The organism is Neorhizobium galegae (assembly GCF_017877055.1).
In the GTDB taxonomy this organism is placed as follows: Bacteria; Pseudomonadota; Alphaproteobacteria; order Rhizobiales; family Rhizobiaceae; genus Neorhizobium; species Neorhizobium galegae_D.
Genome location: NZ_JAGIPG010000004.1, coordinates 460,818 through 485,506, shown reverse-complemented (window position 1 = coordinate 485,506; position 24,689 = coordinate 460,818). Strand labels below are relative to the sequence as shown.

At 60.2% G+C, this 24,689-nt stretch carries 31 protein-coding genes and 5 pseudogenes; 20 read left to right on the top strand and 16 right to left on the bottom strand.

Features of this window, described 5'->3' with window-relative positions; genetic code table 11:
* Positions 1-34 precede the first annotated feature (34 nt).
* The 5 genes and pseudogenes from J2857_RS25670 to J2857_RS31090 all read left to right on the top strand — a co-directional run.
* Positions 35-340: a hypothetical protein gene (locus J2857_RS25670; RefSeq protein WP_245363826.1), complete on the top strand. Its 306-nt coding sequence runs from the start codon at positions 35-37 to the stop codon at positions 338-340.
* Positions 341-414: 74 nt separating this feature from the next.
* Positions 415-1,332 carry a sterol desaturase family protein gene (locus J2857_RS25665; RefSeq protein ID WP_210012893.1) on the top strand — a complete coding sequence of 306 codons (918 nt, stop codon included), beginning with the start codon at positions 415-417 and terminating at the stop codon, positions 1,330-1,332.
* On the top strand, positions 1,329-1,592 hold the full coding sequence (locus tag J2857_RS25660; RefSeq protein WP_210012892.1) for a cysteine rich repeat-containing protein: 264 nt from the start codon (positions 1,329-1,331) through the stop codon (positions 1,590-1,592). The genes J2857_RS25665 and J2857_RS25660 overlap by 4 nt, the downstream gene beginning before the upstream one ends.
* A 26-nt stretch (positions 1,593-1,618) precedes the next feature.
* Entirely contained in the window at positions 1,619-2,281 is a 663-nt protein-coding gene (locus J2857_RS25655) for an SH3 domain-containing protein (protein WP_210012891.1), read from the top strand.
* A gap of 228 nt (positions 2,282-2,509) precedes the next feature.
* Positions 2,510-2,629 (top strand): annotated as a pseudogene (locus tag J2857_RS31090) (IS110 family transposase); the annotation flags it as partial.
* Between the two features lie 425 nt (positions 2,630-3,054).
* Here J2857_RS31090 and J2857_RS25650 read toward each other — a convergent pair.
* Both J2857_RS25650 and traA read right to left on the bottom strand, forming a co-directional pair.
* Positions 3,055-3,843, bottom strand: a pseudogene (locus tag J2857_RS25650) (IS3 family transposase); the annotation flags it as partial.
* A gap of 216 nt (positions 3,844-4,059) precedes the next feature.
* Positions 4,060-5,739 (bottom strand): annotated as a pseudogene (gene traA / locus J2857_RS25645) (Ti-type conjugative transfer relaxase TraA); the annotation flags it as partial.
* Between the two features lie 255 nt (positions 5,740-5,994).
* Between traA and traC the strand changes: the two are divergent.
* The 6 genes from traC (at position 5,995) to J2857_RS25615 (ending at position 9,709) form a co-directional block, all read left to right on the top strand.
* Complete coding sequence (gene traC, locus J2857_RS25640; protein ID WP_210012890.1) at positions 5,995-6,291, top strand: conjugal transfer protein TraC; 297 nt, start codon at positions 5,995-5,997, stop codon at positions 6,289-6,291.
* Between the two features lie 4 nt (positions 6,292-6,295).
* Positions 6,296-6,511, top strand: coding sequence for a type IV conjugative transfer system coupling protein TraD (traD, locus tag J2857_RS25635; RefSeq protein WP_210012889.1), 216 nt, complete (start codon positions 6,296-6,298; stop codon positions 6,509-6,511).
* The gene (gene traG, locus J2857_RS25630; RefSeq protein WP_210012888.1) at positions 6,498-8,441 is read left to right on the top strand and encodes a Ti-type conjugative transfer system protein TraG; all 1,944 of its coding nucleotides are present in this window, start codon (positions 6,498-6,500) and stop codon (positions 8,439-8,441) included. The genes traD and traG overlap by 14 nt, the downstream gene beginning before the upstream one ends.
* Before the next feature lie 15 nt (positions 8,442-8,456).
* Entirely contained in the window at positions 8,457-8,609 is a 153-nt protein-coding gene (locus J2857_RS25625) for a hypothetical protein (RefSeq protein WP_210012887.1), read from the top strand.
* 269 nt (positions 8,610-8,878) lie between these two features.
* On the top strand, positions 8,879-9,139 hold the full coding sequence (locus J2857_RS25620; protein WP_210012886.1) for a WGR domain-containing protein: 261 nt from the start codon (positions 8,879-8,881) through the stop codon (positions 9,137-9,139).
* A 144-nt stretch (positions 9,140-9,283) separates the two neighbouring features.
* Positions 9,284-9,709: a thermonuclease family protein gene (locus J2857_RS25615; protein ID WP_210012885.1), complete on the top strand. Its 426-nt coding sequence runs from the start codon at positions 9,284-9,286 to the stop codon at positions 9,707-9,709.
* A 35-nt stretch (positions 9,710-9,744) separates the two neighbouring features.
* Here J2857_RS25615 and J2857_RS25610 read toward each other — a convergent pair whose 3' ends face one another.
* Both J2857_RS25610 and J2857_RS25605 read right to left on the bottom strand, forming a co-directional pair.
* Positions 9,745-9,918: a hypothetical protein gene (locus J2857_RS25610; RefSeq protein ID WP_210012884.1), complete on the bottom strand. Its 174-nt coding sequence runs from the start codon at positions 9,916-9,918 to the stop codon at positions 9,745-9,747.
* Between the two features lie 207 nt (positions 9,919-10,125).
* Positions 10,126-10,353, bottom strand: a complete 228-nt coding sequence (locus J2857_RS25605) for a hypothetical protein (protein ID WP_210012883.1) — start codon at positions 10,351-10,353, stop codon at positions 10,126-10,128.
* Positions 10,354-10,747: 394 nt separating this feature from the next.
* Here J2857_RS25605 and J2857_RS25600 point away from each other — a divergent pair, with 394 nt between their 5' ends.
* On the top strand, positions 10,748-11,161 hold the full coding sequence (locus J2857_RS25600; RefSeq protein ID WP_210012882.1) for a SyrB-like regulator: 414 nt from the start codon (positions 10,748-10,750) through the stop codon (positions 11,159-11,161).
* 164 nt (positions 11,162-11,325) lie between these two features.
* A complete protein-coding gene (locus tag J2857_RS25595; RefSeq protein WP_210013065.1) occupies positions 11,326-11,880 on the top strand; it encodes a hypothetical protein in 555 nt (184 codons plus the stop codon).
* A gap of 61 nt (positions 11,881-11,941) precedes the next feature.
* Here the strand turns inward: J2857_RS25595 and J2857_RS25590 are convergent, their stop codons facing one another.
* The 6 genes from J2857_RS25590 to J2857_RS25565 form a co-directional block, all read right to left on the bottom strand.
* Positions 11,942-12,250: a DUF736 domain-containing protein gene (locus J2857_RS25590; RefSeq protein WP_018326263.1), complete on the bottom strand. Its 309-nt coding sequence runs from the start codon at positions 12,248-12,250 to the stop codon at positions 11,942-11,944.
* Between the two features lie 638 nt (positions 12,251-12,888).
* The gene (locus J2857_RS25585; RefSeq protein WP_210012881.1) at positions 12,889-13,812 is read right to left on the bottom strand and encodes an ArdC family protein; all 924 of its coding nucleotides are present in this window, start codon (positions 13,810-13,812) and stop codon (positions 12,889-12,891) included.
* A 275-nt stretch (positions 13,813-14,087) separates the two neighbouring features.
* Positions 14,088-14,675 (bottom strand): hypothetical protein, encoded by a 588-nt coding sequence (locus J2857_RS25580; protein WP_210012880.1) that lies wholly within the window; start codon positions 14,673-14,675, stop codon positions 14,088-14,090.
* Between the two features lie 387 nt (positions 14,676-15,062).
* Complete coding sequence (locus J2857_RS25575) at positions 15,063-15,374, bottom strand: hypothetical protein (RefSeq protein WP_210012879.1); 312 nt, start codon at positions 15,372-15,374, stop codon at positions 15,063-15,065.
* A gap of 156 nt (positions 15,375-15,530) precedes the next feature.
* Positions 15,531-16,172 (bottom strand): hypothetical protein, encoded by a 642-nt coding sequence (locus J2857_RS25570; RefSeq protein WP_373426861.1) that lies wholly within the window; start codon positions 16,170-16,172, stop codon positions 15,531-15,533.
* Positions 16,141-16,458, bottom strand: coding sequence for a hypothetical protein (locus J2857_RS25565; RefSeq protein ID WP_210012878.1), 318 nt, complete (start codon positions 16,456-16,458; stop codon positions 16,141-16,143). Before J2857_RS25565 ends, J2857_RS25570 begins: the two co-directional genes overlap by 32 nt.
* A 277-nt stretch (positions 16,459-16,735) precedes the next feature.
* Here J2857_RS25565 and J2857_RS25560 point away from each other — a divergent pair.
* Positions 16,736-17,605, top strand: a pseudogene (locus J2857_RS25560) (IS1595 family transposase); the annotation flags it as partial.
* Positions 17,606-17,827: 222 nt separating this feature from the next.
* Here J2857_RS25560 and J2857_RS25555 read toward each other — a convergent pair.
* Both J2857_RS25555 and J2857_RS25550 read right to left on the bottom strand, forming a co-directional pair.
* Positions 17,828-18,142: a type II toxin-antitoxin system RelE/ParE family toxin gene (locus J2857_RS25555; RefSeq protein ID WP_210012877.1), complete on the bottom strand. Its 315-nt coding sequence runs from the start codon at positions 18,140-18,142 to the stop codon at positions 17,828-17,830.
* A 3-nt stretch (positions 18,143-18,145) separates the two neighbouring features.
* Positions 18,146-18,412 (bottom strand): type II toxin-antitoxin system ParD family antitoxin, encoded by a 267-nt coding sequence (locus J2857_RS25550; RefSeq protein WP_210012876.1) that lies wholly within the window; start codon positions 18,410-18,412, stop codon positions 18,146-18,148.
* Between the two features lie 1,170 nt (positions 18,413-19,582).
* Between J2857_RS25550 and J2857_RS25545 the strand changes: the two genes are divergently transcribed.
* From J2857_RS25545 to J2857_RS25530, 4 genes are all read left to right on the top strand, one after another.
* Positions 19,583-20,032 (top strand): hypothetical protein, encoded by a 450-nt coding sequence (locus J2857_RS25545; RefSeq protein WP_210012875.1) that lies wholly within the window; start codon positions 19,583-19,585, stop codon positions 20,030-20,032.
* Complete coding sequence (locus J2857_RS25540; protein WP_210012874.1) at positions 20,029-20,664, top strand: OmpA family protein; 636 nt, start codon at positions 20,029-20,031, stop codon at positions 20,662-20,664. Before J2857_RS25545 ends, J2857_RS25540 begins: the two co-directional genes overlap by 4 nt.
* Position 20,665: 1 nt before the next feature.
* A complete protein-coding gene (locus J2857_RS25535) occupies positions 20,666-20,896 on the top strand; it encodes a hypothetical protein (RefSeq protein WP_210012873.1) in 231 nt (76 codons plus the stop codon).
* A gap of 327 nt (positions 20,897-21,223) precedes the next feature.
* Positions 21,224-21,592, top strand: a complete 369-nt coding sequence (locus tag J2857_RS25530; protein ID WP_210012872.1) for a hypothetical protein — start codon at positions 21,224-21,226, stop codon at positions 21,590-21,592.
* Between the two features lie 90 nt (positions 21,593-21,682).
* Here the strand turns inward: J2857_RS25530 and J2857_RS31325 are convergent, their stop codons facing one another.
* The 3 genes from J2857_RS31325 to J2857_RS25515 form a co-directional block, all read right to left on the bottom strand.
* The gene (locus J2857_RS31325) at positions 21,683-21,925 is read right to left on the bottom strand and encodes a hypothetical protein (RefSeq protein ID WP_210012871.1); all 243 of its coding nucleotides are present in this window, start codon (positions 21,923-21,925) and stop codon (positions 21,683-21,685) included.
* A complete protein-coding gene (locus J2857_RS31320) occupies positions 21,922-22,143 on the bottom strand; it encodes a hypothetical protein (protein WP_281068646.1) in 222 nt (73 codons plus the stop codon). The genes J2857_RS31325 and J2857_RS31320 overlap by 4 nt, the downstream gene beginning before the upstream one ends.
* 90 nt (positions 22,144-22,233) lie before the next feature.
* Complete coding sequence (locus tag J2857_RS25515) at positions 22,234-22,533, bottom strand: oligopeptide/dipeptide ABC transporter ATP-binding protein (protein ID WP_210013048.1); 300 nt, start codon at positions 22,531-22,533, stop codon at positions 22,234-22,236.
* Between the two features lie 8 nt (positions 22,534-22,541).
* Between J2857_RS25515 and J2857_RS31080 the strand changes: the two are divergent.
* Positions 22,542-22,831, top strand: a pseudogene (locus J2857_RS31080) (IS30 family transposase); the annotation flags it as partial.
* Positions 22,832-23,105: 274 nt separating this feature from the next.
* Positions 23,106-23,291, top strand: coding sequence for a twin-arginine translocase TatA/TatE family subunit (gene tatA / locus J2857_RS25510; RefSeq protein ID WP_210012869.1), 186 nt, complete (start codon positions 23,106-23,108; stop codon positions 23,289-23,291).
* A 483-nt stretch (positions 23,292-23,774) separates the two neighbouring features.
* Here the strand turns inward: tatA and J2857_RS25505 are convergent, their stop codons facing one another.
* On the bottom strand, positions 23,775-24,686 hold the full coding sequence (locus J2857_RS25505; protein ID WP_210012868.1) for an FAD:protein FMN transferase: 912 nt from the start codon (positions 24,684-24,686) through the stop codon (positions 23,775-23,777).
* Between the last annotated feature and the right edge of the window lie 3 nt (positions 24,687-24,689).

The following is a 24,689-nucleotide window of genomic DNA, read 5'->3' as shown; positions in this document are numbered from 1 at the left end:
ATGCGACGATCCACATCGAAACGAGGATGAAACGATGACCAAGACACTGACAGCCGGCCTGCTCGCCGGCACTTTCGCTCTGCTTTCGGTCGGTCAGGCAAATGCCTGGACCCGCGACGGCTCGACTAGCAGCCCACGCGGCATGGCCTCCGTGCATGCGAGCGGCGGCTGCGCAGGCGGTTCTTGCTCGCGCAGCATCAATCGCACTGGCCCAAACGGCTACAGCACGTCGCGCAGCGGCTCGGTCTCGTGCGACGGCGGCTATTGCACCGGCTCCCGGACCACGACCGGCCCGAGCGGCAACACGGTTACCCGCTCGGGCGGTTTTCATCGCTACTGACCCGAGGCGCGGCGCCCGGCGGCTTCCCGCCCCCAGCACGAGCCGCCGGGCAATCCTTTTCGCGAGGTTCTCCCATGTTCCAGAGTTCCGTCGATCCGTCGCTGCGTGCCGGCATCCTCATCATTGCGGCCTCCTTCATGCTGCTTGAATATCTGATCGGCAGGCTGGCGAGGCACGACACGCATGACCTGAAAGAATCGGCGGCGTCCTTCGGGGTCGCGGTGATCCATGGCCTCGTGCGCCCTCTCGAAGCTGCCCTCGTCGCCGTGCCGTTCATGCTCGCCTACCGGCACCGTTTGTTCGACATCGACATCACGACGGCGGCCGGGCTGCTGGCGCTCTTCGTCGCGGTGGACTTCGTCTATTATTGGCATCACCGTGCCTCGCATCACATCCGCTGGCTCTGGGCGACGCATGCAGTGCATCACTCGCCGACCAGGCTCAACCTGACGGCGGCGATCCGGCTCGGCTGGACCGGCAATATTTCCGGCCATTTCCTGTTCTTCGTGCCGCTTGCTTGGGCAGGCTTCCATCCGCTCGGCATCGTCGCCATGCTCGGCCTCAACCTCGCCTATCAGTTCTTCATCCATACCGAGCTTTCGCCGCGTCTCGGCCCGCTCGAATGGGTGCTGAACACGCCTGCGCACCATCGGGTGCACCACGCGTCCAATGCCGGCTGCCTCGACAAGAATTTCGGCGGCATCCTGATCGTCTTCGACCGGCTGTTCGGCACTTTCGCCGAGGCACCGAAGACCGAGCCTTTCCGCTACGGCCTGCGCGGCCGCCCGGCCTCGCTCAATCCGGGGCGAATCGCGCTTGGCGAATGGGCCATCCTTTGGCGGGATTTCCGCCGCGCAACCGGCCCGACCGCCAAGCTCCGGGTGCTGTTCGGACCGGTCGGCCCCGCCCCGCGGCCGATCGAAAGACCTGCAAATGACAGTCTTCCGACCGACAACAACTCCACCACCAGAACCGAAGAACTATCCCCATGATCCGCAAACTCCTCATTGCCCCAGGCCTGCTTGCCCTCCTCCTTGCTGCGCTCGCCGGCACGGCCTCGGCCCAGCTGCAGATCTCGCCCGAAACGCGGCAGCAGGCGTTCAAGGTCGCCCGCGCCTGCCGCACCGACCTGAAAACCTATTGCGACGGCGTCGAGCGCGGGGATGGTCGCATCGCCGCCTGCCTCAGGGACAATGCGCAAAAGCTCTCCTCCTCCTGCCGCTCGGCGCTGAGTGACGTGATGCAGCACTGAATTCTCACCTTCGAAAGGAAAATCCGATGTTCAGGAAACTGCTTCTCGCACTCGCGATGCTCGCCGGCATGACATCCGTCGCAGCCGCCGCTACCGCCGCGATCGCCACCGGCAATGTCAATCTGAGGGCCGGCCCCTCGACCGCCTATCCGGTCGTCACCGTCGTACCGGTAGGCGCCCGCATCACCACCTACGGCTGCCTCGACGGCTATAGCTGGTGCGATATCGGGCTCGGCGCCATGCGAGGCTGGGTCTCGGCGAACTATATCCAGGTCGTCTATCGCGGTGCGCCCGTGGTGCTGACGCCGGCCCTTGCCCCGCGCATCGGCGTCGTGGTCGTCGGCTACAATCGCGCCTATTGGGATCGCTACTACGTGCGCTACCCGTGGTACTCGAGCTGGCGTTATTACCCGCCGGTTGTCGCGCCGCGCGTCAATTCCTTCGACCGGACGGTAGAATGCGCAAACGGCACCTGCACCGCAACCCGCTCGACGACCGGCATCTATGGCGGCACGGCCACCCATAACCGTACCTGCGCAAACGGCGAATGCACCGCGACTCGCGAGGTCGACGGTCCCCGCGGCAACACGGCGTCGAGGGTGCGCAACTGCAGCCGGGTGGACCAATCCTGCTCCGTCACCCGCACCGGCCCGCGCGGCAACAGTCACACCCGTTTCTTTGGACGCTGACGCGGCGCAAGAGGTCATGCGATCCCACTTGCCGCGTGCCGCGTAGTTCTGCATCTCGCGGCGGCAGACGACGTCGAAGAAGAACCGCTCGACGAGTTCTGCCTTCCGCAAGACGGCGGGCCGTAAGACCGTATGTCCGTCTTCGTGGCCGAGGTGGCTCGCCCTACACTGGTCTTCCGAGGGTTGCTCGGATAGGCCGAGCCGATCCTCATCACAGGAGGACGAGCTGTGGCAGATTATAGAGAAGTGTTCGTTGGAATCGATGTTGCCAAGCGGAAGAATGCGATTGCTGTAGCCGAATCCGGCCGAGAGGGAGAGATTCGCTTCTGGGGCGAGGTTGATGCATCGGTAATGCCCCGTTCATTCTGCCCATGTCGGGGATGACGTCGAGGTCTATTACCGCTGGCATCCGTATTTCGGCCAGAGAGTTTCTATTTGCCGTGTCGAAGAACGAGCGACAGGTCGGTTTTTGAAGGTTCTGGGGCCGCCAGGTGTCGTGGTCGCGATTTCGGGCTGGATGATCGATCCTGTGGTGTGCAGCGGCATGACCATGGGAACGGCACGCGTCGATCTTGCGGCGCTGATCGAACTGAACAGACTGGTCTCAGGCGGTGCGAAGGCGGCACTCTTCCGAAGTGGACGTAGAATCACTCAGGAGGACCATGATGAGCTCCCGCAATACGCTGGTGCCGGCGTCGGGCCGACAGCTCGACCTGATATTCAAAACCCGGACGCTCGATGGACTGAGCGACAAGGATCGCAAGAAGGCGGTGTCAACTCTGGCGTGCCTGATCCGGCGTCTGCCGGTCAAGGGATGAATGTGGGCGTCGGCTATTGTAAAAGGTCAGATAGCGGCCGATGCCAACACGGGCCTCGGACACGGTCTTGTAGGCGTGGAGGTAGACCTCCTCATATTTGATCGAACGCCAGAGCCGCTCGACAAAGACGTTGTCCCGCCATGCGCCCTTGCCGTCCATCGAGATGGCGATTTCCGCCTTCTTCAGCACTGCCGTGAAGTCCATGGATGAGAACTGCGATCCCTGGTCCGTGTTGTCGCGACGATGCACGCATCGCGCTGAGATGTCGGGCTTGCCATAACGGACAAGAGCCTCCTCGACCGCCTCTATGCAGAAAGCGGCTTCCATCGTGATTGATAGCCGCCACGACAAAACCCTCCGGCTGAACCAGTCGACGACAGCGCAGAGATAGACAAAACCGCGTGCCATCGGAATATATGTCAGGTCCATTGCCCACACCTGGTTGGGCCGGGTGACCGCCAGCTTTCGCAGGAGGTAGGGATAGATTTTGTGTCCGGGCGCTGGTTTGGACGTGTTCGGGCGACGGTAGATCGCCTCGATGCCCATCTTCTTCATCAGCGTGGCGACGTGCAGCCGCCCAGTTTCCAGCCCTTCTCCCCTCAAGAGCCCTTGCAACATCCGACTTCCGGCAAACGGATAATCGAGATGCAGTTCGTCGATCCGGCGCATCAGAGCCAGATCGCCGTCCGAAACTGGACGCGGCAGATAATAGACGCTGCCACGGCTGAAGCCGAGAAGCTTTGCCTAGCGTGCGACCGACAATTTATGGGGCAGAACAAGATTAGAGCGAAATCGTACGCTAAGCGAATTCGCGCATATTTTCCATAGTTTGCCGCCTGTGCTGAATATGAAATTTTAGGGTGAAGTGCTATTTAAGACCCAGTTTTGGGGACGAATATTGATCTCGCGCATCACTTCCTCGGCTAAACGTACGATTTCGCCCTAATCTTGTTCTGACCCCTGATAGGCAATGAGAGCTTTCTCAACATTGCCGCGTGCCAGATCGAGCGATGCCTTCCGCATCCAGTCCTCGCGCTGGCGATAGATGGTTTCGAGTTCGGCATAGCCAATGCGATCGACAATCGCGCGGAAGGCAGCACCCGCGTCGATCGGCTGGAGCTGTTCGGCATCGCCGACGAGCACGATCTTCGCACCTGCTCTTACCACTGCATCGACAAAGCCGGCCATTTGTTTCGAGGCAACCATGCCGGCCTCGTCCATGACGAAGATCGTCTTGTCGTCCAGAACGTCACGGCCGCGGCTCCAGCGCAGCTCCCATGACGCAAGCGTCCGGCTCTGAATGCCGGCTTCCTTCTCCAGTCCCTCGGCCGCCTTGCCGGCAAGCGCACCGCCAACGACGCGATATCCGGCCAGTTCCCAGGCCTCACGAGCCGCCTTCATCATCGTGGTCTTGCCGGCCCCGGCGCGGCCGACGACGGCAGCGATGCGGGCAGGTCCGGCAATGCGCTCGATCGCTGCTTTCTGCTCGTCGGACAGCCGTTCATGTCGCCCTAAGGTCGCATTCAGTAGAGCCTCAGAGACGGCATGCGTCCCCTTGGCCGACAGCCATATGGCCTGCCGTGCCATCGTCGCTTCCAGCCGGATCATCGCCCGCGTCGAATAACGCGCGGGCAGCTTCTCGCCCGTGGCAAAATCGATGGTGTCGCGTTGCAGCCGCAGCACATCCGGGTTCAGGATGATCTTCAGCATCAATTGCTGGAAGAGCTTCGGATCGTCGACATAGCGATACAGGACCTTGGCGACGTCTCGCTCGTCGAACACGCTCTTTTCCCGCGTGATCAGGTCGAGCACGATGGCAGGATTCTTCAAAATGCGGCGGGCGTTTTCCGTGCGTCGGTGCTCGTTCAGTTCGACCCGTTCGAGCTCCGGCCGGACACCCTGTTGCTCTGCCTTGCGCTCGATCGCCTTGGCCCCGACGCCGAGATGAATGGTGGGCTCAAGAGCGATACCCTGCTTTTCGTAGGAGCGTCCATCGATGCGAAGATCGATCCCGGCAAGCGCCAAATGATGGTTCTGTCGTTCGAACCAGCCGTCGCGCAGCACATTGAAATCCTCCGTCGACCCGGCCCAGAGTTCGTAGAGGATCTTCCCGGACTTCGTTCGTACCGCCTGGCCGTCCTCGCCGATGACCGCGACTTTCTTCGACCCAAAGCCGTCCTCGGAGAGCGGCCGCAAAGTGGTCATCAGATGGATATGCGGGTTGCCGGGATTGTCGTGATAAACCCAGTCCGCCACAATGCCCATTGCAAGGATGTGTTTCTCGACAAAATCCCGGACCAGGGCGATGTTCTGCCCTGACGACAGTTCCAGCGGCAGTGCAATCGTCAGGTCCCGGGCAAGCTGCGCATCGGCACGCTTCTCGAAAGCTTCGACCTTGTTCCAGAAGGCTTCCGACGCTCCAGAGACAGAACGATCAGCGACAAGTGAACGAACCCACTTCGGCGCGCCAGCGGGCAACACAAACTCTTCGTGGAGCAGGCCCTGCTTGCGGGTGTAATCGATGGTGCGGGCTTCACGCTCGTATTCCATCTTTGCACAGTGCCGGTACGCCGCAGACAGCACGACACTGCGGCCGGAGCCACGGCTGACGATGCTGGCTGAGAAATGGGCGATGGCCACGACGAAGGAAGCTCCAGGTTTGAACCGCGTTCGTCCGGAGCGGCGGGGGCCACATGGCCCCGCCAGGGCATGAAAGCAACACGTCGTATCGCGACGTATAATTGCGCCCTTGGAGCCATTCCTTCGGAACGGCCGGGATCATTCACCAAAGCATCGCCAATGGCGATCTGCAGATCTGCAGATGTCCTTTTGGGGCCATCCGGGAGAATCTGGGCGTCGCGAACGCAACGCCCAGACATCAAAGGAGCGACCGGAATGAAGAAGCCGTCATCGAGGATCAGGGAAGAAATCGCCAGATTGCAGGACCAGCTCAAGCAGGCAGAGACCCGTGAAGCCGAACGCATCGGACGTATCGCGCTGAAGGCTGGCCTCGGGGAGATTGAGATCGACGAGGTCGAGCTTCAGGCGGCCTTCGAGGAGACCGCAAAGCGGTTTCGCGGAGGCAAAGGTGCTGCGACCGGGAGAAAGAATGCCGGCGAGGGCAGAAGCGGCAGCGAGCCGTCCACGGCGCAGTCGCCTGGCGCGGATGCGGGCGGGTCTGGTGAGATTTGAGCGGATGGCGAAATCAACGACAACAGAGGCGCGCAAAAAGGACACGCGCGAAAAAATCGAACTCGGCGGCCTGATCGTCAAGGCAGGCCTTCGCTACGAAAAGCGTCCTCTACTGCTCGGTCTGCTGCTCGACGCAAGCAAGCGGATCAGGGGCGACGAAACTGAGAAGGCCCGGCTATCGGCAATCGGCGCGGAGGCCTTCGGCAATGATGGCGAATAGGCTGCTTCTGGCAATCCTGCCCGCGGCGATCATGGTCGCGGCGATGGTCCTCATGTCAGGCTTTGAACATCGGCTGGCGGCGCTCGGAACATCGGCGCAGGCGAAGCTGATGCTGGGCCGAGGCGGGCTCGCCCTGCCCTATATCGTGGGCGCTGCGATCGGCGTCGTCGCTTTGTTCGCCGCCCATGGTTCAGCCAATATCAAGGCGGCCGGTCTGAGCGCATTGGCTGGTGGCGTTGCGGTCATCATAACCGCCATCGCACGCGAGACGATTCGCTTGGCTGCTATCGCCAACGACGTGCCACCCAAACAATCGGTTCTCGCCTATGCCGACCCGGCAACGATGATTGGCGCTGGTGTCTGCTTCATCGCAAGCGTCTTCGCTTTGCGGGTTGCGATCAAGGGGAATGCCGCTTTCGCAATGGCGGGACCAAAGCGGATTGCCGGCAGGCGCGCCGTCCACGGCGAGGCCGACTGGATGAAGATGCAGGAGGCTGCAAAGCTCTTTCCTGAAGACGGCGGCATCGTCATCGGCGAGCGATATCGCGTCGATCGCGATAGTGTTGCCGCTCTGCCGTTCCGGGCCTATGACAAACAAAGCTGGGGCGGCGGTGGCAAGGCGCCCCTACTCTGTTTCGACGGTTCCTTCGGCTCGTCGCACGGGATCGTCTTTGCCGGTTCGGGCGGTTTCAAGACGACCTCGGTGACGATCCCGACCGCGCTCAAATGGGGAGGCGGTCTGGTTGTGCTTGATCCGTCAAGCGAGGTGGCGCCGATGGTCAGCGAGCATCGGCGCCAGGCGGGCCGGAAGGTGATCGTGCTCGATCCAACCGCGTCTGGTGTCGGCTTCAACGCGCTGGACTGGATCGGCCGTCATGGCAATACGAAAGAAGAGGACATTGTCGCCGTCGCCACATGGATCATGACCGACAATGCGCGCACGGCGTCCGCCCGCGACAACTTCTTCAGGGCGTCGGCGATGCAGCTTCTGACGGCGCTGATCGCGGACGTCTGCCTGTCGGGTCACACAGCTGAAAAAGACCAGTCCTTGCGCCAGGTCCGCGCGAATCTGTCCGAACCCGAACCGCAGCTCCGGGCACGCCTGACGAAAATCTACGAAGGGTCAGAGTCCGACTTCGTGAAGGAAAATGTCGCCGTCTTCGTCAATATGACGCCGGAGACATTTTCGGGTGTCTACTCCAATGCAGTCAAGGAAACGCACTGGCTGTCCTACCCCAACTATGCCGCTCTGGTCTCTGGGGACAGTTTCTCGACGGACGATCTCGCAAACGGTGAGACGGACATCTTCATCGCGCTCGATCTGAAAGTGCTGGAAGCCCATCCAGGCTTCGCTCGCGTCGTCATCGGTTCGCTGCTGAACGCGATCTATAACCGCAACGGCGATGTGAAGGGTCGCACCCTTTTCCTGCTCGACGAGGTGGCACGCCTCGGCTACCTGCGCATCCTCGAAACCGCCCGAGACGCAGGCCGCAAATACGGTATTACGCTGGCGATGATCTTCCAGTCGCTCGGCCAGATGCGCGAGGCTTATGGCGGGGGAGATGCGACGAGCAAATGGTTCGAATCCGCGTCCTGGATCTCGTTTTCGGCGATCAACGATCCTGATACCGCCGACTACATTTCGAAGCGCTGCGGCGACACGACGGTCGAGGTCGACCAAACCAATCGCTCGTCCGGATTGAAGGGATCGTCGAGATCGCGGTCGAAGCAACTCAACCGCCGGCCGTTGATCCTTCCGCATGAGGTTCTGCGCATGCGCGCCGACGAACAGATCGTCTTCACCTCGGGCAATGCACCCCTTCGATGCGGGCGCGCCGTGTGGTTCCGCCGCGAGGACATGAAAGCCTGTGTCGGCGAGAACCGGTTTCACAAGAACTCTTCCGGCACGCATGAACCGGTTGTGCGATAGATCGAGGGCGCAACGATGCGATATTGGGAAGCATGCGAAGCAGGGGTGACGGCGGCCGAGGCGATCGAGGAATGCCGCAAACATGGCATCACGGCGTGGGTTCGCGAAGCCGACGGCGCGCTTATCGATAAGGAAAGTGGAGACGTCAGTGGTCTTCCCGACGACTGAGGAGAATTCTATGGCGGAGATGTCCTCGGCTTGCTCGGATATTGATCGACGCCCGTTTGCCCCGACGGCGCCTGGTGTTTACGGGAAGATCGCGACCCGAATGGGCGAAGACCGCAGGGCATCGTTCGCCTCGGCGAATAGAGCTGTACGCCGCAGGCGGACCCGCCCAGAAATTTTCGGGTTCGAACTTCACGAAAATGAATCGGTGAGACGCAATCGATTCACATCTCTCGTTGGACGAAAATTGGCGGGCGAGCGATTATGCTGCCATGCTCATTCAGCCCTACCAGCTTTACGTCGAACGCACGGACGAAGCCCGCAACATGGCTCGGTTCTATGCTATGACGATCGAGCCCGACTTGTTCGGCGAGGTCTGCCTGACACGCCGTTGGGGTCGGATCGGAGCATACGGCCAGATGAAGGTCCAGCATTTTGCCAGAGAGCGAGACGCTGTCGCTGCCTTCCTCGATCTTCTTCGACAGAAGCGAAGCCGCGGATACCGGGTCACCCCTTCGGCAGCCCGTCACTGACGGTCGGCGATCTCTTGCGGCCTCTGGCTCAATTCCATACATCGACGATGATGAGACAGGAGCATTTGACGTTTGGCATATCCGCATGATCTCCGGCTTCTCGTCCGGAAAAAGAGAAGGCAACGCAATCGCGCGATCCTCGCGATGATCTCTGGCCTCGCAAGCGCCGCTGCCCTGGCGGTCAATGCTCCAACGATGACGCTGGCCGCACCGCATATGACTTCGGTAAAGTTTGAAAAATGCACCGGCGGCCATCGAACCGCCTGCGTTATCGATGGCGACACGCTGTGGATCGGAGGCACGAAAATCCGGATCGCCGACATCGATGCACCCGAGATCAGCGAGCCCAAATGCGCCTCGGAACTTGCTCTCGGTAACCGGGCGACCGAGCGGCTGATCGAACTTCTGAACCAAGGTCCATTCGAATTGCAGGCATGGCCGGGTCGTGACAAGGATCGCTATGGCCGTACCCTCCGGAGCCTCACGCGACATGGCCACAGCCTCGGCGATATTCTGGTCTCGGAAGGCCTGGCCCGGACCTGGGCAGGACGTCGCGAACCATGGTGCTAGCCGGCTCGGCCGATGAAGGCCGAGCCTGTCGGCGCTCACGCGCGCCGGTCCCATTCGGTTTCGATGTTGAGCTCAACGTCCGCGAAGAACGGAATCTTAATCGCGATCTTCAGGCCGACTTTGCCCTTGCGGAAGAGGTGGCTGACAACCTTGCCAAGGGTGCGAAGACGGCGGCCGGTAGCGCTGAGAAATTTTGCGAGCTGTTGCATCGTGGATCTCCTGTTGACTGCTGTTCATTGCGGGGATGAAGAGCGGACAGGGAAGGAGGGCTGCACCCACAGGGCCGAAGCGGAGCAGAGGACCTGATGGCGACCGAATTTTGATTCGCGAGGAGCCGCAGGCGGGGAAAATTCTGGTGTCATCAGGTTGCAGCCAGACGCCCGGGACGCACCATCCCTGATGTCAATGAAATCGGATCAACAGGAGATCTTCGGTACCGCATGATGCACACGACGCGATTTGGGGCCGCCCCCTTCGAAAGGCGGCTCCGCATCAACGCAGCCGTCCATCTCGGCAATCGCCAGCTTGGGTTCCGCCTGTGCGAAGTCGAGTTTGGCTTCGATCTGGCGACGCGCGCAAGCATCGACAGCGTTACGCAGTTCGGCAAGAAGTTCTCCGATTTGGCGTTCGAGTTCGAAGGTCATCGTCTGATCTCCTATGTGAAAGACGAACAGCGACGCCGGAAAGGGAGTGACGATGTCAGGGATCGCCAAAGCGACCGGCGACGCCGGGGAGTGGGGGAGCCGATTTCGTGTTGGCGGCTCTGCTGCCAATTCGAAATCGGGGGGACCGCTCATCCTTGACGACGGCAGTCCCGTCGGCATCATCACCGGATACTGAGCAGGTTTTCCTCCTCTCGGTGGCTACCCAAAAAAGCCGGACCTGGCTCGATGCCGGGTCCGGCTTTAACTACCGATGGGAGATGGCTCCGCTGGTGGTGGCCTAACAAGCGCCGAACGCACGCGAAAATGGGCTTTTCGCATTGACTTTGAGTAACGGCGAATCAAAAGCTTGCCGGCCTAACAGAGGAGAACACTGATGGCCGACGAAACCACGATCGAGACGACTGCGACCACCGAAGCGCCGGCCGCAGCTCCCGCCGAGAAGAAAACCCGCAAGCCTCGGGCACCGAAGGCTTTGGGTGAATCCAATACCATTGATGCGACTACTGCACCCGTTGAAAAGCCGGCCAAGAAGACACGCGCGAAGCGTGGCTCCAAGACCGCTCCGGTGAAGGTTGAAAAAGCGGCTCCCGCACCCAAAGCGGCCGCCGCTCGCGCACCTCGCGTTGAAGCCGCTACGTCCGCTCCCGCCGTCACCTCTGTTGACGTCATTGATGACATCGCCGACCTCATCAAGCTTGAGGAAGAGAACAAGCAGCTTCGCAAGGAGCTCTCCGAGAAGCTGCGCGCCGAAAATGCGGATCTGCGTAAGCGCCTGGGCAAGGCCTGAGTTTCGGTTTCTGAGCGGCGCCGCGCATTTGCATGCGACGGCGCCGTCGATCTTTCGCCTGATTGAGCCGAGACCAATGCGGTCCTGGTGACAATGAACGACCGCGGCTGTTTCCCTTGCCGCCATGCTTTGAAGGTAATGTGATGAGAACACCATGGAGATTTGTGGCTGACCTGGTGTCGCGTAAACCGAAGCCAGAGAGCCCTGCAGTCGCAGCGAAAACCTTTGCGCTCGAGTACAAGCCGGTTCCTGAAGAGGAACACCCGGGCATCGAACCGGCGGCAGTCGATCGCTCCGCTGAAGCCGGCTCCGATGCGCAATTCGAGGCAAGCTTGCTCGATCAAAATACCGGCTCGACTGACGTCGAACCAGCGGCACCCGTTGCAGCAGAGGCTGCTGCGGCCCCAGTTGGTAAGGAAGAGCCTGCTGCTCTCCTTACCCCGCAACAGCCCGAGGAGAAGTCGCCTGCTCCCACGCTGACTGAAGTTGCCGAAACGCTGGTGAAGCGAGCGCCGGCACGTCGTAAGAACATCAATCCAACCGTGGAGCCTGTGGTTTCCGCCACCGCCGAGGTCGCTCCTGCCGGGCTAAAATCATTCATGGATGAGATGGCCGACCTCGACGCTGAGGTCGATGCGTTGCGGCGTCAGCTTGCAAAAAAGCTCATCCAGCAGAACGCGCAATTGCGCAAGATGATCGCCAGGTTCGACGGGCGCTAATCTTGCCCCCATTTCCGATAAGGGAAAAGGCTCCGCCGGTGGCGGAGCCTCCTGATTTCAGTCAGTCTCGGTTCGGGCGGGACCAGATGAGCTGGAGGCCATCCTCGCCTTCCACCTCGGCGAGCGTGGCGTAGATCGGAGCCGGGAAACTCGGATCGTCGAGCTTGACCGAGAGGTAGTCGCGGCCTTGCTCGGAGGTCTTCTGCCAGGCCGCGCCCAGCTCGACGCTACCGGCGTAGACGCGGAACTGCGGGCCCTTGTCTGAGGGGTTCTCCACCCGGGCGATGCGGGCCTTGACGTTGAGGGCGAGAGTGCGGATGGAGCCGGTGAAGCCGTTTTCGGTGGAGGTGAAGGTGCCGATGGTTGCCATTGTCGTATTCCTTTTCTGGTGTTCGGGCCGCGCCCATCGCGGCCTCGATGGCTGTCGAACAGACAGGTGACGATCGGACCGCACCTGATAAGGCCGAAACAAAGTGGAGGGCGGCAACTGCCACTTTTGTTAGTCGGAGAGGAATGGCGGCGCAGCCGGCGGGGGTAAGAAAAGTGGTTGTTGCCGTTGCGGGAAGACGATCGAGGCGCAGCCGGTCTCCGGTCAGACATGCCTCATCGAGCCCGCAGATGGTCTGCCGGAAACTCTGACGGGAAGGGATATGGCGATGGCGTTCGGCCGCATTCGCCATGGGTAGAAACGGCATTCTGGAGCCACTTCCAGTTGGACCGCCGTCGTTGCCTGCTTCAATCGGGGACAAACGTTCCTGCTAACATTGGCCCGTTTGCTGACTGTGCCCGGTGCGATATCGTTGCGCTTACGAATCGTAGCCTGGAAGAACAATGCGTCAGCAGACCAAGCCGTTCATCGTCGAACGCAAACCGTCCCGTAAACCGAAACCCGACGCCGCAAAACCGTCGATCTGGGGAAGGCTGGATGCTGACATTGCACAAGGTCTTAGTGACCAGCGTGAGAAGGATCAGGCGGCCGCCACCGGTGGTGCCGACCGCGCTTACGGGTCAGGCCGCAGCCTTCACACCCGCCTCCGGCTGCAAGGAATGAAGGAAGCTCACGGCCAGTTGAGCATGGGCTGCCGCCTGAAAGATCGCCCGCTTGTCGTTGGCCAGGACCGAGAGCCACGACTGCAGATATGACGCGTGATCCGGCCGCGGCTCGAGCTCCGGCGCGATACCGAGGTCGGCGCAGAGGAAGCAACTCCCAAGTTCGGCAATGAGTTCTTCCCTCGCCCGCTCCGTCCGGTCCTTGGCATAACGCGACAGGTCACGTCCGACGCGATCCTCCGCCGCCGTCCAGTGGGTCGCCTCATGACTGAGGACGGCAGCGTATCCGGCTGCATCGCGAAACGCCTCGAAGGGCGGCATCTGGATATAGTCCATGACCGGAGAATAGTAGGCCTGGTTGCCACCATGCCGGATGACCGCGCCGGTATTGCGGAAGAAGCGATCAGCACTCTCAATCGGCTCGATCGGATCAAGGACCTTGGCGGGCGGCGCATAATAGCTCTCGGGCAAACCGTCGATCTGCTCGACGTTGAACACCGAATAGGCCTTCAGGAACGGGATCTGCCGATCGACCTCGTTACCGTTCCCGTCCGCTTCAGACCTTGTGAAACGACTGGCGAAGACAACGGTCGAGCCGGTCTCGCCCCTGCGCACCGCCCCGCCGAGTTCGAGCGACTGCTTGAACGTCATCCACATTGCCGAGACGAAGCCACGCGACATCTGCTCCGACCATAGGAGCAGTACGTTCATGCCTGAATAGGGAAGGCTATTGTGGCGCACCGGCCGGGTGATGCGGCCACTGGCGTTGGCTGCGCTCCACGGCTTCATCCAGGGTCGCACCCCTTGTTCGAGATCCTCGACGATCCGATCGGTGATCCGCGCGTAGATGTCCACACGGTCCAATTCTGATTTCTTTGCCATAACTTCTCTCTCCTTTTCTTAGGACCGCGCCGATCGCGGTCCGTCGCGGAGGTCCGAAGTCAGGGGCCGATGGTGTGGCCGTGCACCGGAACGGCCGCAACAGCGTGGAGGACGGCAAAGCCGTTGCATGGGCACCCGGCTCCTGCAGGACCGCCGAGCGGGACGGGCCGCGATCGGGGCGTCTCCAGTCTCCTTTTCGACATGAGAAAAGGCCGGCGCTCTAGGCACCGGCCTCGGACCCGGTACAAAGGCAGAGTGCGACCCCGCCAAATGTGTCATCCGAATGCGGCCATCTGAACCTCGGCTGCTTTGCGGTCGAGCGATGCGCCCGGGTTTTCCACCGGCCGGTCGAAGGGCTTCCATGTCTCCCCAACGACCTGTTCGTAGGCCGCCACCGCGCCCTCGGCTGCCATGCGCAGCGCATGGGACTGGATACCCATGTCGGCCGCGAATTCCCGCTTGCGCTGTGCGGCGCTGTCATAGCCGACCGGACCGTCGAGATCCTCATCGCGGGCATCGTTCGATGCCTTGGCGGTTGCGTCGCGTGCCTCAGTGACGGCGCGGGAGTAAAACTGCCCGGCGCCGTGGGCCGATCCGACGAAGGCCCCGACGATGCGCTGCAGATGGATCTGCATGGCCCTCTCGCCCAAGCCTTCCGAAAGGCTATCGGCGGTCTCGACGATCAGCCGCTCATGCAGGCTGCGGATGCCATCGCTGTCGACGAACGTGGTGCCGAAGCTTTCAGCGATCTTGAGTGCCTGGGCGGCGTCTGGGCAGGTGTGGCGGACCATTTCGAGGGTCGCTCCTTTGCGGAGTTGCGAGATCCGTGCGTTGGAGCGGTTTGGAGTTGCGGGCTTGGCCATATCTGTTCCTTCCTTGGCTGCCGAAGCGGTTCCGGCCCGTGCCGGTCTGCCCTTCGATGCGGACGACCAGAACCGGCAAAGGACGGGCGGCTTCACAGGTCCGATCCGGCTTGAACCAGCAGAGCAGGTCTGCGGGCCAGCAGGTTTTGACCTGCTTGGGAACGCGGGCCTGCCCTCGCGCAGTGAGGTTGGATCGGCCGCAACGCGGCGCGACGGCGGCCTTGAAACGACCGGCCGCCGGTTCAGACCACAGCGAATAAGAAGGGCAGTCCGGCACGGGCCGGATTTCTGTCTCGAGGGGCAAGGAACGGTTTATGGCCATGCCCGCCATCCCGCCGACATCGAAGTTAGGCAGGTTCCGCATCCGCGCCTTCGTTTCGGTTCCGCCTATGTCGCCGGATAATGCATAGGCGCATCGTCGCGATGCTGGAGTTCACTGATGACCTGCTCTTGCATCGCGTGCCTGCAGGTGATCATGTCGAGCTCGACCCAGCACTCGAAGGTGAGGCGGTCAATGAGCTCCCGATAGTAAGTACGAGGGCCGGATCTTCGACGCGTCCGGCTCTGGACGTTCACTGTCGTCGCCTGCCTACTCGCGCGCGCCATAATCTGCCGGGTCAGGCATTCCAGATGCCGCTGGGTCGCTCGCCAGGCTCCGATTGCCTTCGCCAGCGGTTTCGAAGCGCGGATGTCGATCATGTGACATCCCCGGGCTTCGGCAGCCGATGAAGAAGGATGGCCAGTCATTTTCAGCGTGTTGCGCGAGATTGACGACGAAGCCGTCCGCGCTGGTGGTAAACGCCACCCCCCGAAAATCGGGGGTGGGTGCTGCCATGTTCGACTGGCAGGCGGCGGTCATGCTGCAGCCCTCTGATCGAAGTCAGCGTCGTGCTCTTCGTCGTCAGACAGATCCGGATCCTGCAGATCGTTCTGATCCGCCGCCTCATCGATTTGCCGTTCCTGATCCTCGGCGGGGTCGTCAACACGATCGCCTTCGTCATCATGCGGGGCCGTGCCGATGGTATCGGTGGGAGAGCTTGCCCGGATCCAGTCGAGCAATTCGTCGGCTGGCGGCGCAAAGCGTGCAGAGGTATGGACGAAATGCTCACTCGCGAAATGCTCGACGAGCGCTGCGCGCGTCTCACGAACCTTCTGCTGCGGCTGCACGGAAGCCTCGGCGCACGACGCCTCCAGCGCCTGGCGAGAAAGGCACGAGAGGAATTCCTCCGAACCCATGTTCGGCAAGTATTCGTCGGCGCCGACCGCCTCGCCTGCGATGCGCGAAACCATGCCGCTATTCGACATGCCCCGGCGGCACGACAGAACGTCGATCAGCACCGAGCGAACGGAGACGCGAAGCGTGTCCTGATCGAAGGCGAGCTTGCCCTGCTCATCAAATAGAGAGGCGGCATGGCGCGAGAAGCGCTTGCCGCCATAGATTCTGTCGGCAGCTTGGAGGACGGGACTAGGCTCGCAGCCCCAGAAGGGCCAGACCATCGGCGAGCATACGCTTCAAGATCAGTTTCCTGCTTTCCGGTGCAGCTAAGGCAGCTTCCGGGATAAAAACAGCAGCAGGCGGTGGATCGGCGGCCTCGGATGGCGGGACCGGCAGAGGCTCTTCGGCCACTGCGGCGACCACAACGTGCGTGATCGTTGTTTCATCCGATTTGACCGCGACGGTGACCTGTCCTCCGGAGCGGAGGCGGTCGACGCCCTTTTGAGCGGCCTCCTGCTCATCTTGAGCTTCGACCAGCGATGTCTGCGTTACGAGAAAAAATGGCATAAGTTCCCACGGAGTATTTTGATTGAGGTCTCGTCTGCAAAGCGGCTTCGGTCAAGGTGCAGGACCATGTTTGCGGACACCTCCGATACAAAAAAGGCGCTCGACCCGTGAGGGGAGCGCCTTCTTCTGTATCCCGGGACAATGTCAAACGCCGCCGCGATTGCAGCGAGCAGGACATCGTCTCATCGGGAAGTGATGCCCAGATATTATCGGCGAAGAGCAATTTCAAGTCGCGACCTAGGGGCAGCGCTAACTGATCGAGCCAGAAGATGAAGCTTGCACCGATGGCAACTGCCGAGAGGAGCCCCAGCACGCCACGGAACTTCCCTTGCGCGTATGGCTCAGGGCGATGTGATTGTTGCTGCAGTCGGACAAAGGCCTTTCCTCGGTCCGTCTTGCAGAGGTACTGGGGGTGAGCCAGCCCACTGCCTGGCGGATCGGTCATGCGTTGCGTCTCATGGTGGCGCGCGAGCATACGCTCGACAGCACGTTCGAAGTGGACCATTTCTATCTTGGCGGAAGGCCCAGAAAGCATGCCGATGATCCGCCGCCCGGAAGAGGCCGCAAGGGGCAGACAAAAACTGAGAAGACGTCGGTCATGGCGATCGTGCAGCGACCGGCAGACATTACCCCTGGCTCCACCGCCGGCGACGCCCGCGCCGCTGTCGTTACCGGCCTTTCATTGCGTGCTGCCGTAGGCGCAATTACAACACAAGTTGAGCTTCATGCGCATTTGATGAGTGACGAGGCCAAGGCATTCATGGCCATTGGCGAAAGCTTCGCCGCACACGAAACAATCAACCACTCAAGCCGTGAATATGTCCGGGATGCCGTCCACGTCAATTCAGTTGAAGGGTTCAATGCACGGGTCCGCCGAACCATCGCAGGTGTTTTTCATCACATCAGCCCAGAACTTGCCGACCTATATTTCCACGAAATCGGTTTCCGCTGGTCCCAGCGCATTGTTACCGGACAGGCTCTGCGAAAAAGCCGAAATGGCAAGGAAAGCATGAAAACCCTTTGGTCGCGGGTGCCTCCCGCACTGCAGTTGTTATTGCAAGTGTTCCGCGCTGCCACCGGCCGCCAAATGCGCAGAAGCCCAGAGGGGGGCATCACCATCAAATCGGCCGTAGCTGTCTTTGGTTGATAAAGGCCGCGTACGATTTCGGACTGCTCTTGTTCTGACCACTTAATCACGGGTTTCTTGGCAGAGCCCTGGCCGTCTCCATGGAAATCCTCCGGTCAATCCCGTCACACGCAAGCATATTACCGGAGTTTCTCTTCCTATTATTCGGAAAAGGTACAGGCCTGTACATCTGCGATCCGGCGGAGTCAGGCGCTGGCCGATCGGTTGACCTGCCAGCTCGTGCTATTGATTGCGTTCTTCCAGAATCTCGTCATTGATGTCACGGCCACGCGCGAACACGCCGAGAATGAACACCTCATCGCCGCGCACCGAAAATGCAATGCTGACGTTGCGCCGGTAGCCGATGATCCGCAGGCCGGGGATGGCGCTTTCCCGCACGGTGCCACGCTCGGGAAAGGTGCCGAGCGCTTCGATGTATGTGATCACGGCGTCGACATAGTGTCCAGCGATCCCTGTACCCGCTTCCACGGCGATGTCGGCGTAAAGCTTGTCGAGTTCCGTCTCCGCCTTGGGATGATAGATGATCCGGTAGGCCATGCCCTACTCGGCTTTCGCCGCATGTTGCCGACGCTTGGCCTCAAATCGGGCACGCAAGGTTTGAGCGGGAATGCCTATGGACGGATTCTGCATCAGCTCTTCATAACGCCCCGGGATTTCTTCATTGAGCCACCGCTCACGCGCGGTCTCATGGTCTTCCAGTAGCCGCAGACCTGCGCGGACAACCTCACTGGCGTTGTTATAGCGGCCGGATTCCAGCTGCTTTTTCACAAATTCCTCGTAGTGATTTCCAAGCGCGACGTTCGGCATGGGGAATCCTTTCGTTGCCGTCCAGTATCGGGCAAACTTCAACAGATGGCAATAGATGTCAAACTTTGACGGCCACTCTCTACGGGCGCCCCGCACGTGCATCGGTCGCAGTTTGGCTAAAGGTGACGTATCCCACTGGCAGAGGGTCACGACTAGAACTATCGGTTCAGCCATTTCCGCAGAACTAAGGAGCGCTTTCGATGAAGCGTCGCGCCCCGGCACCATTTCGCGAGCATCAGGAAGACGCCTGTGTACGGGATGGCTTGTACGCCGCCATGTAGCGATCAGGTGGCCTTGGCGGATTTGAGCACAGCGCAGCCAGATTCCTTCGCTATTGCGCCTCGCGGAAGGAGGGCGTGCCATTTGAGAAGGACCGCGTCCCTAACCAAAAAAAGACCCGACTGCATGAGCCGGGTCTATGTAGGAGACAAACCGCTCTCCTGAGAGGGAACGCGTTCAACTTACATGCGATCCTCTGGATGTGGAACCAGCGCGTTCACAATTACATGGGGTGTGTCTTTTGGGCCTGTTTCCAGTTGGTGCCGTTGGCATCACCCCAGTTCGCACCCATTGCCGCTGCTGATGAAGCCGGTCTGACCATCCGACCTACGCGATACTACACTTCAGAGTGCCGCTGCGTGGAGCAACGTTGCGGTTGGGGCAGACGGGGAGATGCCTGAAAGAGAAGGAACATTCGGTTCAGTTGTCGCTTTGAATTGCTAGAGCATCAATAACGGTTCTACCCCTAGCCGAGATGCTCAAAAAAGGCTCGTTCACAGGGAGCCTTCCTTTATTTGACGAAGCCTGGCAATTGCTGCCCGGGCTTGGTCCGCTAAGGAACGGCCCAATGGCGCGTCAGCCATTGGGCCTGTCTAACATTGGCTTCTTTCCAACGGACCCTGCATACGATAACGAACGTTTGGTGCTCCGCTTGCGGGTAGCGGCAATCTTAGCTCGGGATGTTCGAAGGGGTTCATTCCACCGATCGCCAGATGTTGCTAGCAATTCAGGCCCAGATGTTCTCGTCTCGCAGCAATCTCCTATCCGCGACTATGTTTGAAGCCCGGCGTTGAAAACAGGGAGCGAGTTGGCTAGCAAGGGAAACTCGCGATCGTCCCCGTTCACGCCGGGGTCCTTCGAGGTTTTCAGTTTGTGTGGCAGGAGGCATCTTTGCTGAAAAATGTGACGTTCATCACTACACTACTCTTCAGCGGTTTGGTGCTGGCGGAAGATCAGAATCTAGTACTTTCGGGCGGACAGGTCAGCGTGCCAGTCGGGTTGACGGTGCAGGTCAAGGCACTGAGCATTGGTAGCGACGCGACCAAAATACGCCTTCAAGCGAGCTTCGACAGCCACAAAACCAACTTCGTCAACATGAACGATCAGGAGAATGCCTACATATCCTGGGGAGACGGCGAGCAGGAGCGGCTGCACATGCGCCAGATCGCGGACAATAAATGGATGAGGGTCGTTAACGGGACTACGATGGAAGGCGATCTGGTCTTTCCCGGTGTAATTCCTTCAAACGTCAAGAAGATTGCGCTCGTGTTCAATGCGGGAAATTCAGGTGACGACACAAGTGCCCCGGGGGTGACGATACCGCTGGAACTGAAGAAATGAAGGCAGCCTTCATACTTGCCGTTCTCATGGCCACTCCGGCCAATGCCTCGGACTATGTCGTGAAGATCATCAAAGAATCCATGGAGGAGCAGCAATCGGAATTTCGCGAAATAGAGTTTCCCCAGCCGAGTTTCGTTGAGAAAATGCAGCCCAGTAGTGGAGGTTTCTCAACGGAGGCCTCTTCGTTTGGGTTGAAAAATATGAACAACGAAACGCGGGTGAGGACGGAGACGGCCCTGTCCGAACTCCGCGCGAAGCCGCAAGGCGGCAGTATCATCGTGGACCTGCCGAGCGATATCCTATTTGATTTTGACAAAGCCGACATCCGTCTTGACGCGCGTCCAGTCCTTTTGAAGCTCGCCGGGGTCTTGAACGCGATGAGCGAAAGGCGGGTTTCCATCATCGGCCACACGGATTCCAAAGGAAGCGATGAATACAACGACCGCCTGTCAAACCGCCGGGCAATCTCCGTGAAAAACTGGCTGTCAGAAAGCGGCGTGAGGTCAGTAATAACGACAGAGGGGAAAGGCGAACGGTCTCCTGTCGCGCCCAATATTACGGAGGGCGGTATCGATGATCCCAAGGGTCGGCAATTGAACCGGCGGGTCCAGTTTATCATTGGAGACGAATGAGATGGCAATGACGGTTTGCCCTGAATGCGAAGGCAAGGTGTCCGACAAGGCTCTCGCATGCCCGTCATGCGGCTATCCACTGGGGCAACAAAAAGGTGGAAGTGCTTGGCCTGACGTGCTTGGTGGTATGGCGGGGACATATATCTCGGCGCAGGCGCTTGTTACGATCATAGTTGGAAGCATCATGTTCACCACTTTTGCCGCCATCGTGATCGCCGCCGTCTTGAGTTAGTGAGCAAGCCAGAGACGTCAAATTGGTCGTGGGGCCAGGAGGATCACCCTTGGTGAGGCCGAGTTGAGGGGTCGAAAGGCGAGCACGATCTCCGGGTCGAGACTGGTGTGGGAATGTGAGAACCTGTGGAAGGAGCTGAAACGCCACGCGCTCCCATCTTTCGACATGCTCTAGCCTAGAGGGTCAGGGGAAGGGTGGATCACCCCCCCGACACCTATTCCTGGGGAAATTGACCTCCAAGATAGGCGGGCCGGACAATTCGTCGGCCGACGTGCTTCTGTTGCGCTAAAATCGGTCGACGAATAAATCTAAGGAAGCTACACTCCGATGCCCTTTTTCCTGGTCAATCATACCTCACTTGTCGAGGCGGATGATGAGATCGCGGCTGCCCAGAGGACGCTCGCCAGGCTTCGAGATGGCGATAAACAGACTTTCACCGTCAAGTTCGATCAGGAAAACGTGACCCAAGTCGTTCTCCAGCTTGCGCAAGCGGTGCCGCCCCCTGATTCGCATCCCATCGCACCGGAAATCGGTGCCAGCGACGCGCTGAAGAAAACGCCTGCGCTTATGGCCCATCGCGACATCCCCGATGCAACAATACACAGGAACCGTCTAGGTAAAACCATCACCAGCCTTCTTATTTTTGCGGTCGGTCTTTGTCTGGGCTTCGGTGCCTACGCCGTCACCCAATTGTAGTCGCTCGTCCAGGAAATGCCGCCCACGGCGTTAACTATGTACGCCGCCCGTCCAAATGGTTTTGCAACGCACCCGGACTAGCTGCATACATCATTGTGGCTCCTCGACCGCCTCCTCGGCGACGGGTTCGTCGATGATATCGGCCGGGGAAGACCGCGATGCCGCCGCAGGCGATCGGGCAGCCGTATCGGCCGGATGATGTTTGACCATGATCGGCGGCGCCGATGGCGTCTGATGGAAGGTCGGGATGTTGAGCTCGCCGATCGAGGGGGAATCGCGATAACCCCCGTCGGTGACGACGCCTTCGACGCCGCGTACCATCATGCGCATCATGAGATCTCGCCACAGGATCCAGCTTCGGCATTGCCGCGGGAATCGATGACGAGAACGTCGCCGGGAGGCACGGATTCGACGGCGATGCGTTGAAGATCCTTGCGGTTGTCCCGCTGGAAGACGTTGCCGAGGTCCGGGCGATAGGGAATATACCGCATGGTATAGGCCTGCCCTACCATGCGACGCTTGCCCGTCATGACGGGTCCGACGCCGATCATGAACGTGTTGTCGAAACCTCTTTTGAGGAGGAGCTGGTCACCGTCCGCATCTTTTCCCTTGTGTCGTTATCGAGTGTGCCCGGTCGATTTTCAAACACGGCTTTCAGCTCCTTTTGATTTCAACGCGTCGATATCGTCGCGAATGCAGGCCTTGTCGTGGTTTTCGCCCACCCGACGCATTGCAGGGCGATCGTCTCCGCAGGCGGGCAGGGCGTAGGGGCAGCGCGTGCGGAACGCATAGCCGGAAGGCGGGGAAATAGGCCAGGGGATATCGCCCTTGAGCAGGATGCGGGCGGGCCTGGTGCCGGCTCGCGCGACAGGCACGGCGGACAGCAGCGCCACCGTGTAAGGATGCGCCGGGTTGGCGAAGACCTGGTCCGTCGGTCCGATTTCGAACTGGTCACTTCGGGACGATCGCCAACGACATGAGCAAGGAGCGCCGCCGCCGGCTGCGCAAGCTCAGACGACATCCACAGCTACGAGACCCGATTATCGATCGACTGAAGGCCAAATGGTCACCGGAACAGATTGCCGGCCGGCTGACGGGATGGGCCCAGTCAGCATCTGGCCGGAAACGATCTATCGCTTAATCTACTGCAAGGAGGATTATCCGCTTGGCCTTTACGAGTACCTGCCTGAGCGACGTTGCCGACACTTGCCGCGTGGGTCTCGCAAGCCGCGTGGCGGCCTCAACCGTTTGAGTGCCCGATCTCGCAACGATGAGCAGTTTTTGCGTGTAGAGACGCCACACGATCGCACGCGCGGATCTGGGTTTGCGATAACGCAAAGAGAGGGTTCGCGGAGCAGCTATAGTGCCCTTTAGCAAGGCGGAGAGCTATCGCGAGGGCTGAAGGTGAACACGTCAGCTTTGTAGCCAACCTTGCACATGGCGCAGCAGGTTGTTCTGCGGCCTGAGGGTGGGAAACCGATGCTTCCCGCAAGCGAGCGAAAGGATGAAGGGCATGGGGACGTTCAGCGTCTGGCACTGGTCGATCTTGTTGGCGGTCTTCTTGCTCCTCTTCGGGCGTGGAAAGATCCCCCAACTGATGGCGGATCTTGGCCGAGGGATTAGCGAATTCAAGAAGGGCATTCGAGAGACTGAAAACAAAGGTGAAGGTCAGCCTGCCGGAGAGGGTGAGCCCAAGTAGCTTGTAACAGTAAATTACTTAAGTCGGCCACAGAGTCGGAGCAGAAGGGAAAGGCCGCGGACGAGGCCGAACCCCAAAAGACACTCGCTACTCTTGGTTCGGTTAGGATAGCTTCTCCTCCAGCCGCGCGTCCTGATCGCCAATTTGGCGCCGCCATTTCGTCACCACGCATCACATCACCTACCGGAAGCGACCTCCCTGTTCGCGCGCACTGAAATGACGTCCTTGACTATCCGACGGATGCGAACCCGCGCCTCTTTGCTGCAAGTAATCGCGACGAAGCGAAGGGAGCAGATCGTCATCGCGAGGGTCCTGATTCTTGGGTAACTCAGTCGCAGTCACAATTTCAGCCATGCGTGACCATGCCCGCCACAACATAGCTTCTGCGGAATGCACTCGATGCTTAAAAGATAGCTTGGCAATGGTGTCGCGGCTAGCTTTATGGCGAGCTCCTATTAGCAGCAAAAAGACGTAGCCTTATAGCTAGACGCTGCCTTCCAGACGCGCTCCTGCGAAGCCCGTAAGCATCGCTTCTATCGATCCGGCATTCGGCATGAGACAAGCGGCCGTTGCCAAAGCATCTGCCACAGCCGCCGAGGGAGCAGAGATCGACACGGTGTCCCATCCAACCAGGGTTGGCATTCCCGTTGCGGGATCAAGAATGTGACCGTACTTTCCGCCGTCATCGAAGGTCGTCCCAAGGGGAGCGGATGAGGCGAGCGCGCGCTGGCGCAACTTCAACGCCTCGCCAGTCTTGAGAAAAACCGGCCAGCCGCCGCCTTCTGGTTGACCGCCAAGAGCCCGCAGTTCGCCTGTGTCAATCAAGATGTTGTTGAGACCTTCAGCCTCCAGCAGCGCTGCCACTCGGTCGGCAACATACCCCTGACCGACCCCGTTGAGTGACAGCGCCATGCCGTGTTTTAGGGTTATCCCTGCCACATCCAGCTCAACCATGTGCCAACCAACATTCCGTCTTGCTTGTTCGATCGCCCGCGCCTCCGGTCGTTTGCCTTGGGCGGCAGCTTCGGCCCAAAGTGCCCAGAGCGGCTGAATGGTTGGATCGAAGCGGCCGCCGGTGGCTGCATGAACACCGCCAGCCAGCGACATGCACTCCAGTAACTCGAAAGGCGGACTGGCGAGCTGCCCTTCACGATTGAGAGTGGCGAGAGAACTGTTAGGGCGATAGAGGCTCAGGATATCCTCCAGTCGATTGATTTCTGCCATAACTCGTCGGCTAATGGCTTCGCCATCCGGATGGTCGATACGGATTGAGGCGCGCGCGCCAAGAGCCTGCCCGGTCCAGAGACGCGACGTCCGCATGGAAGCGTGCGCGGCCGCCGGCAGCATGGCGAAGGCGGCGGAAATCGTGATGAGGCGACGACGTGTTATCGGCATGGG

Bases quoted from the DNA above. Each gene is read 5' to 3' on its own strand.
- J2857_RS25670 (WP_245363826.1), top strand. From the start codon at position 35: ATGACCAAGACACTGACAGCCGGCCTGCTCGCCGGCACTTTCGCTCTG.
- J2857_RS25665 (WP_210012893.1), top strand. From the start codon at position 415: ATGTTCCAGAGTTCCGTCGATCCGTCGCTGCGTGCCGGCATCCTCATC.
- J2857_RS25660 (WP_210012892.1), top strand. From the start codon at position 1,329: ATGATCCGCAAACTCCTCATTGCCCCAGGCCTGCTTGCCCTCCTCCTT.
- J2857_RS25655 (WP_210012891.1), top strand. From the start codon at position 1,619: ATGTTCAGGAAACTGCTTCTCGCACTCGCGATGCTCGCCGGCATGACA.
- traC (WP_210012890.1), top strand. From the start codon at position 5,995: ATGAAGAAGCCGTCATCGAGGATCAGGGAAGAAATCGCCAGATTGCAG.
- traD (WP_210012889.1), top strand. From the start codon at position 6,296: ATGGCGAAATCAACGACAACAGAGGCGCGCAAAAAGGACACGCGCGAA.
- traG (WP_210012888.1), top strand. From the start codon at position 6,498: ATGATGGCGAATAGGCTGCTTCTGGCAATCCTGCCCGCGGCGATCATG.
- J2857_RS25625 (WP_210012887.1), top strand. From the start codon at position 8,457: ATGCGATATTGGGAAGCATGCGAAGCAGGGGTGACGGCGGCCGAGGCG.
- J2857_RS25620 (WP_210012886.1), top strand. From the start codon at position 8,879: ATGCTCATTCAGCCCTACCAGCTTTACGTCGAACGCACGGACGAAGCC.
- J2857_RS25615 (WP_210012885.1), top strand. From the start codon at position 9,284: ATGATCTCTGGCCTCGCAAGCGCCGCTGCCCTGGCGGTCAATGCTCCA.
- J2857_RS25610 (WP_210012884.1), bottom strand. From the start codon at position 9,918: ATGCAACAGCTCGCAAAATTTCTCAGCGCTACCGGCCGCCGTCTTCGC.
- J2857_RS25605 (WP_210012883.1), bottom strand. From the start codon at position 10,353: ATGACCTTCGAACTCGAACGCCAAATCGGAGAACTTCTTGCCGAACTG.
- J2857_RS25600 (WP_210012882.1), top strand. From the start codon at position 10,748: ATGGCCGACGAAACCACGATCGAGACGACTGCGACCACCGAAGCGCCG.
- J2857_RS25590 (WP_018326263.1), bottom strand. From the start codon at position 12,250: ATGGCAACCATCGGCACCTTCACCTCCACCGAAAACGGCTTCACCGGC.
- J2857_RS25585 (WP_210012881.1), bottom strand. From the start codon at position 13,812: ATGGCAAAGAAATCAGAATTGGACCGTGTGGACATCTACGCGCGGATC.
- J2857_RS25580 (WP_210012880.1), bottom strand. From the start codon at position 14,675: ATGGCCAAGCCCGCAACTCCAAACCGCTCCAACGCACGGATCTCGCAA.
- J2857_RS25575 (WP_210012879.1), bottom strand. From the start codon at position 15,374: ATGATCGACATCCGCGCTTCGAAACCGCTGGCGAAGGCAATCGGAGCC.
- J2857_RS25570 (WP_373426861.1), bottom strand. From the start codon at position 16,172: ATGGTCTGGCCCTTCTGGGGCTGCGAGCCTAGTCCCGTCCTCCAAGCT.
- J2857_RS25565 (WP_210012878.1), bottom strand. From the start codon at position 16,458: ATGCCATTTTTTCTCGTAACGCAGACATCGCTGGTCGAAGCTCAAGAT.
- J2857_RS25555 (WP_210012877.1), bottom strand. From the start codon at position 18,142: ATGGCCTACCGGATCATCTATCATCCCAAGGCGGAGACGGAACTCGAC.
- J2857_RS25550 (WP_210012876.1), bottom strand. From the start codon at position 18,412: ATGCCGAACGTCGCGCTTGGAAATCACTACGAGGAATTTGTGAAAAAG.
- J2857_RS25540 (WP_210012874.1), top strand. From the start codon at position 20,029: ATGAAGGCAGCCTTCATACTTGCCGTTCTCATGGCCACTCCGGCCAAT.
- J2857_RS25535 (WP_210012873.1), top strand. From the start codon at position 20,666: ATGGCAATGACGGTTTGCCCTGAATGCGAAGGCAAGGTGTCCGACAAG.
- J2857_RS25530 (WP_210012872.1), top strand. From the start codon at position 21,224: ATGCCCTTTTTCCTGGTCAATCATACCTCACTTGTCGAGGCGGATGAT.
- J2857_RS31325 (WP_210012871.1), bottom strand. From the start codon at position 21,925: ATGATGCGCATGATGGTACGCGGCGTCGAAGGCGTCGTCACCGACGGG.
- J2857_RS31320 (WP_281068646.1), bottom strand. From the start codon at position 22,143: ATGATCGGCGTCGGACCCGTCATGACGGGCAAGCGTCGCATGGTAGGG.
- tatA (WP_210012869.1), top strand. From the start codon at position 23,106: ATGGGGACGTTCAGCGTCTGGCACTGGTCGATCTTGTTGGCGGTCTTC.
- J2857_RS25505 (WP_210012868.1), bottom strand. From the start codon at position 24,686: ATGCCGATAACACGTCGTCGCCTCATCACGATTTCCGCCGCCTTCGCC.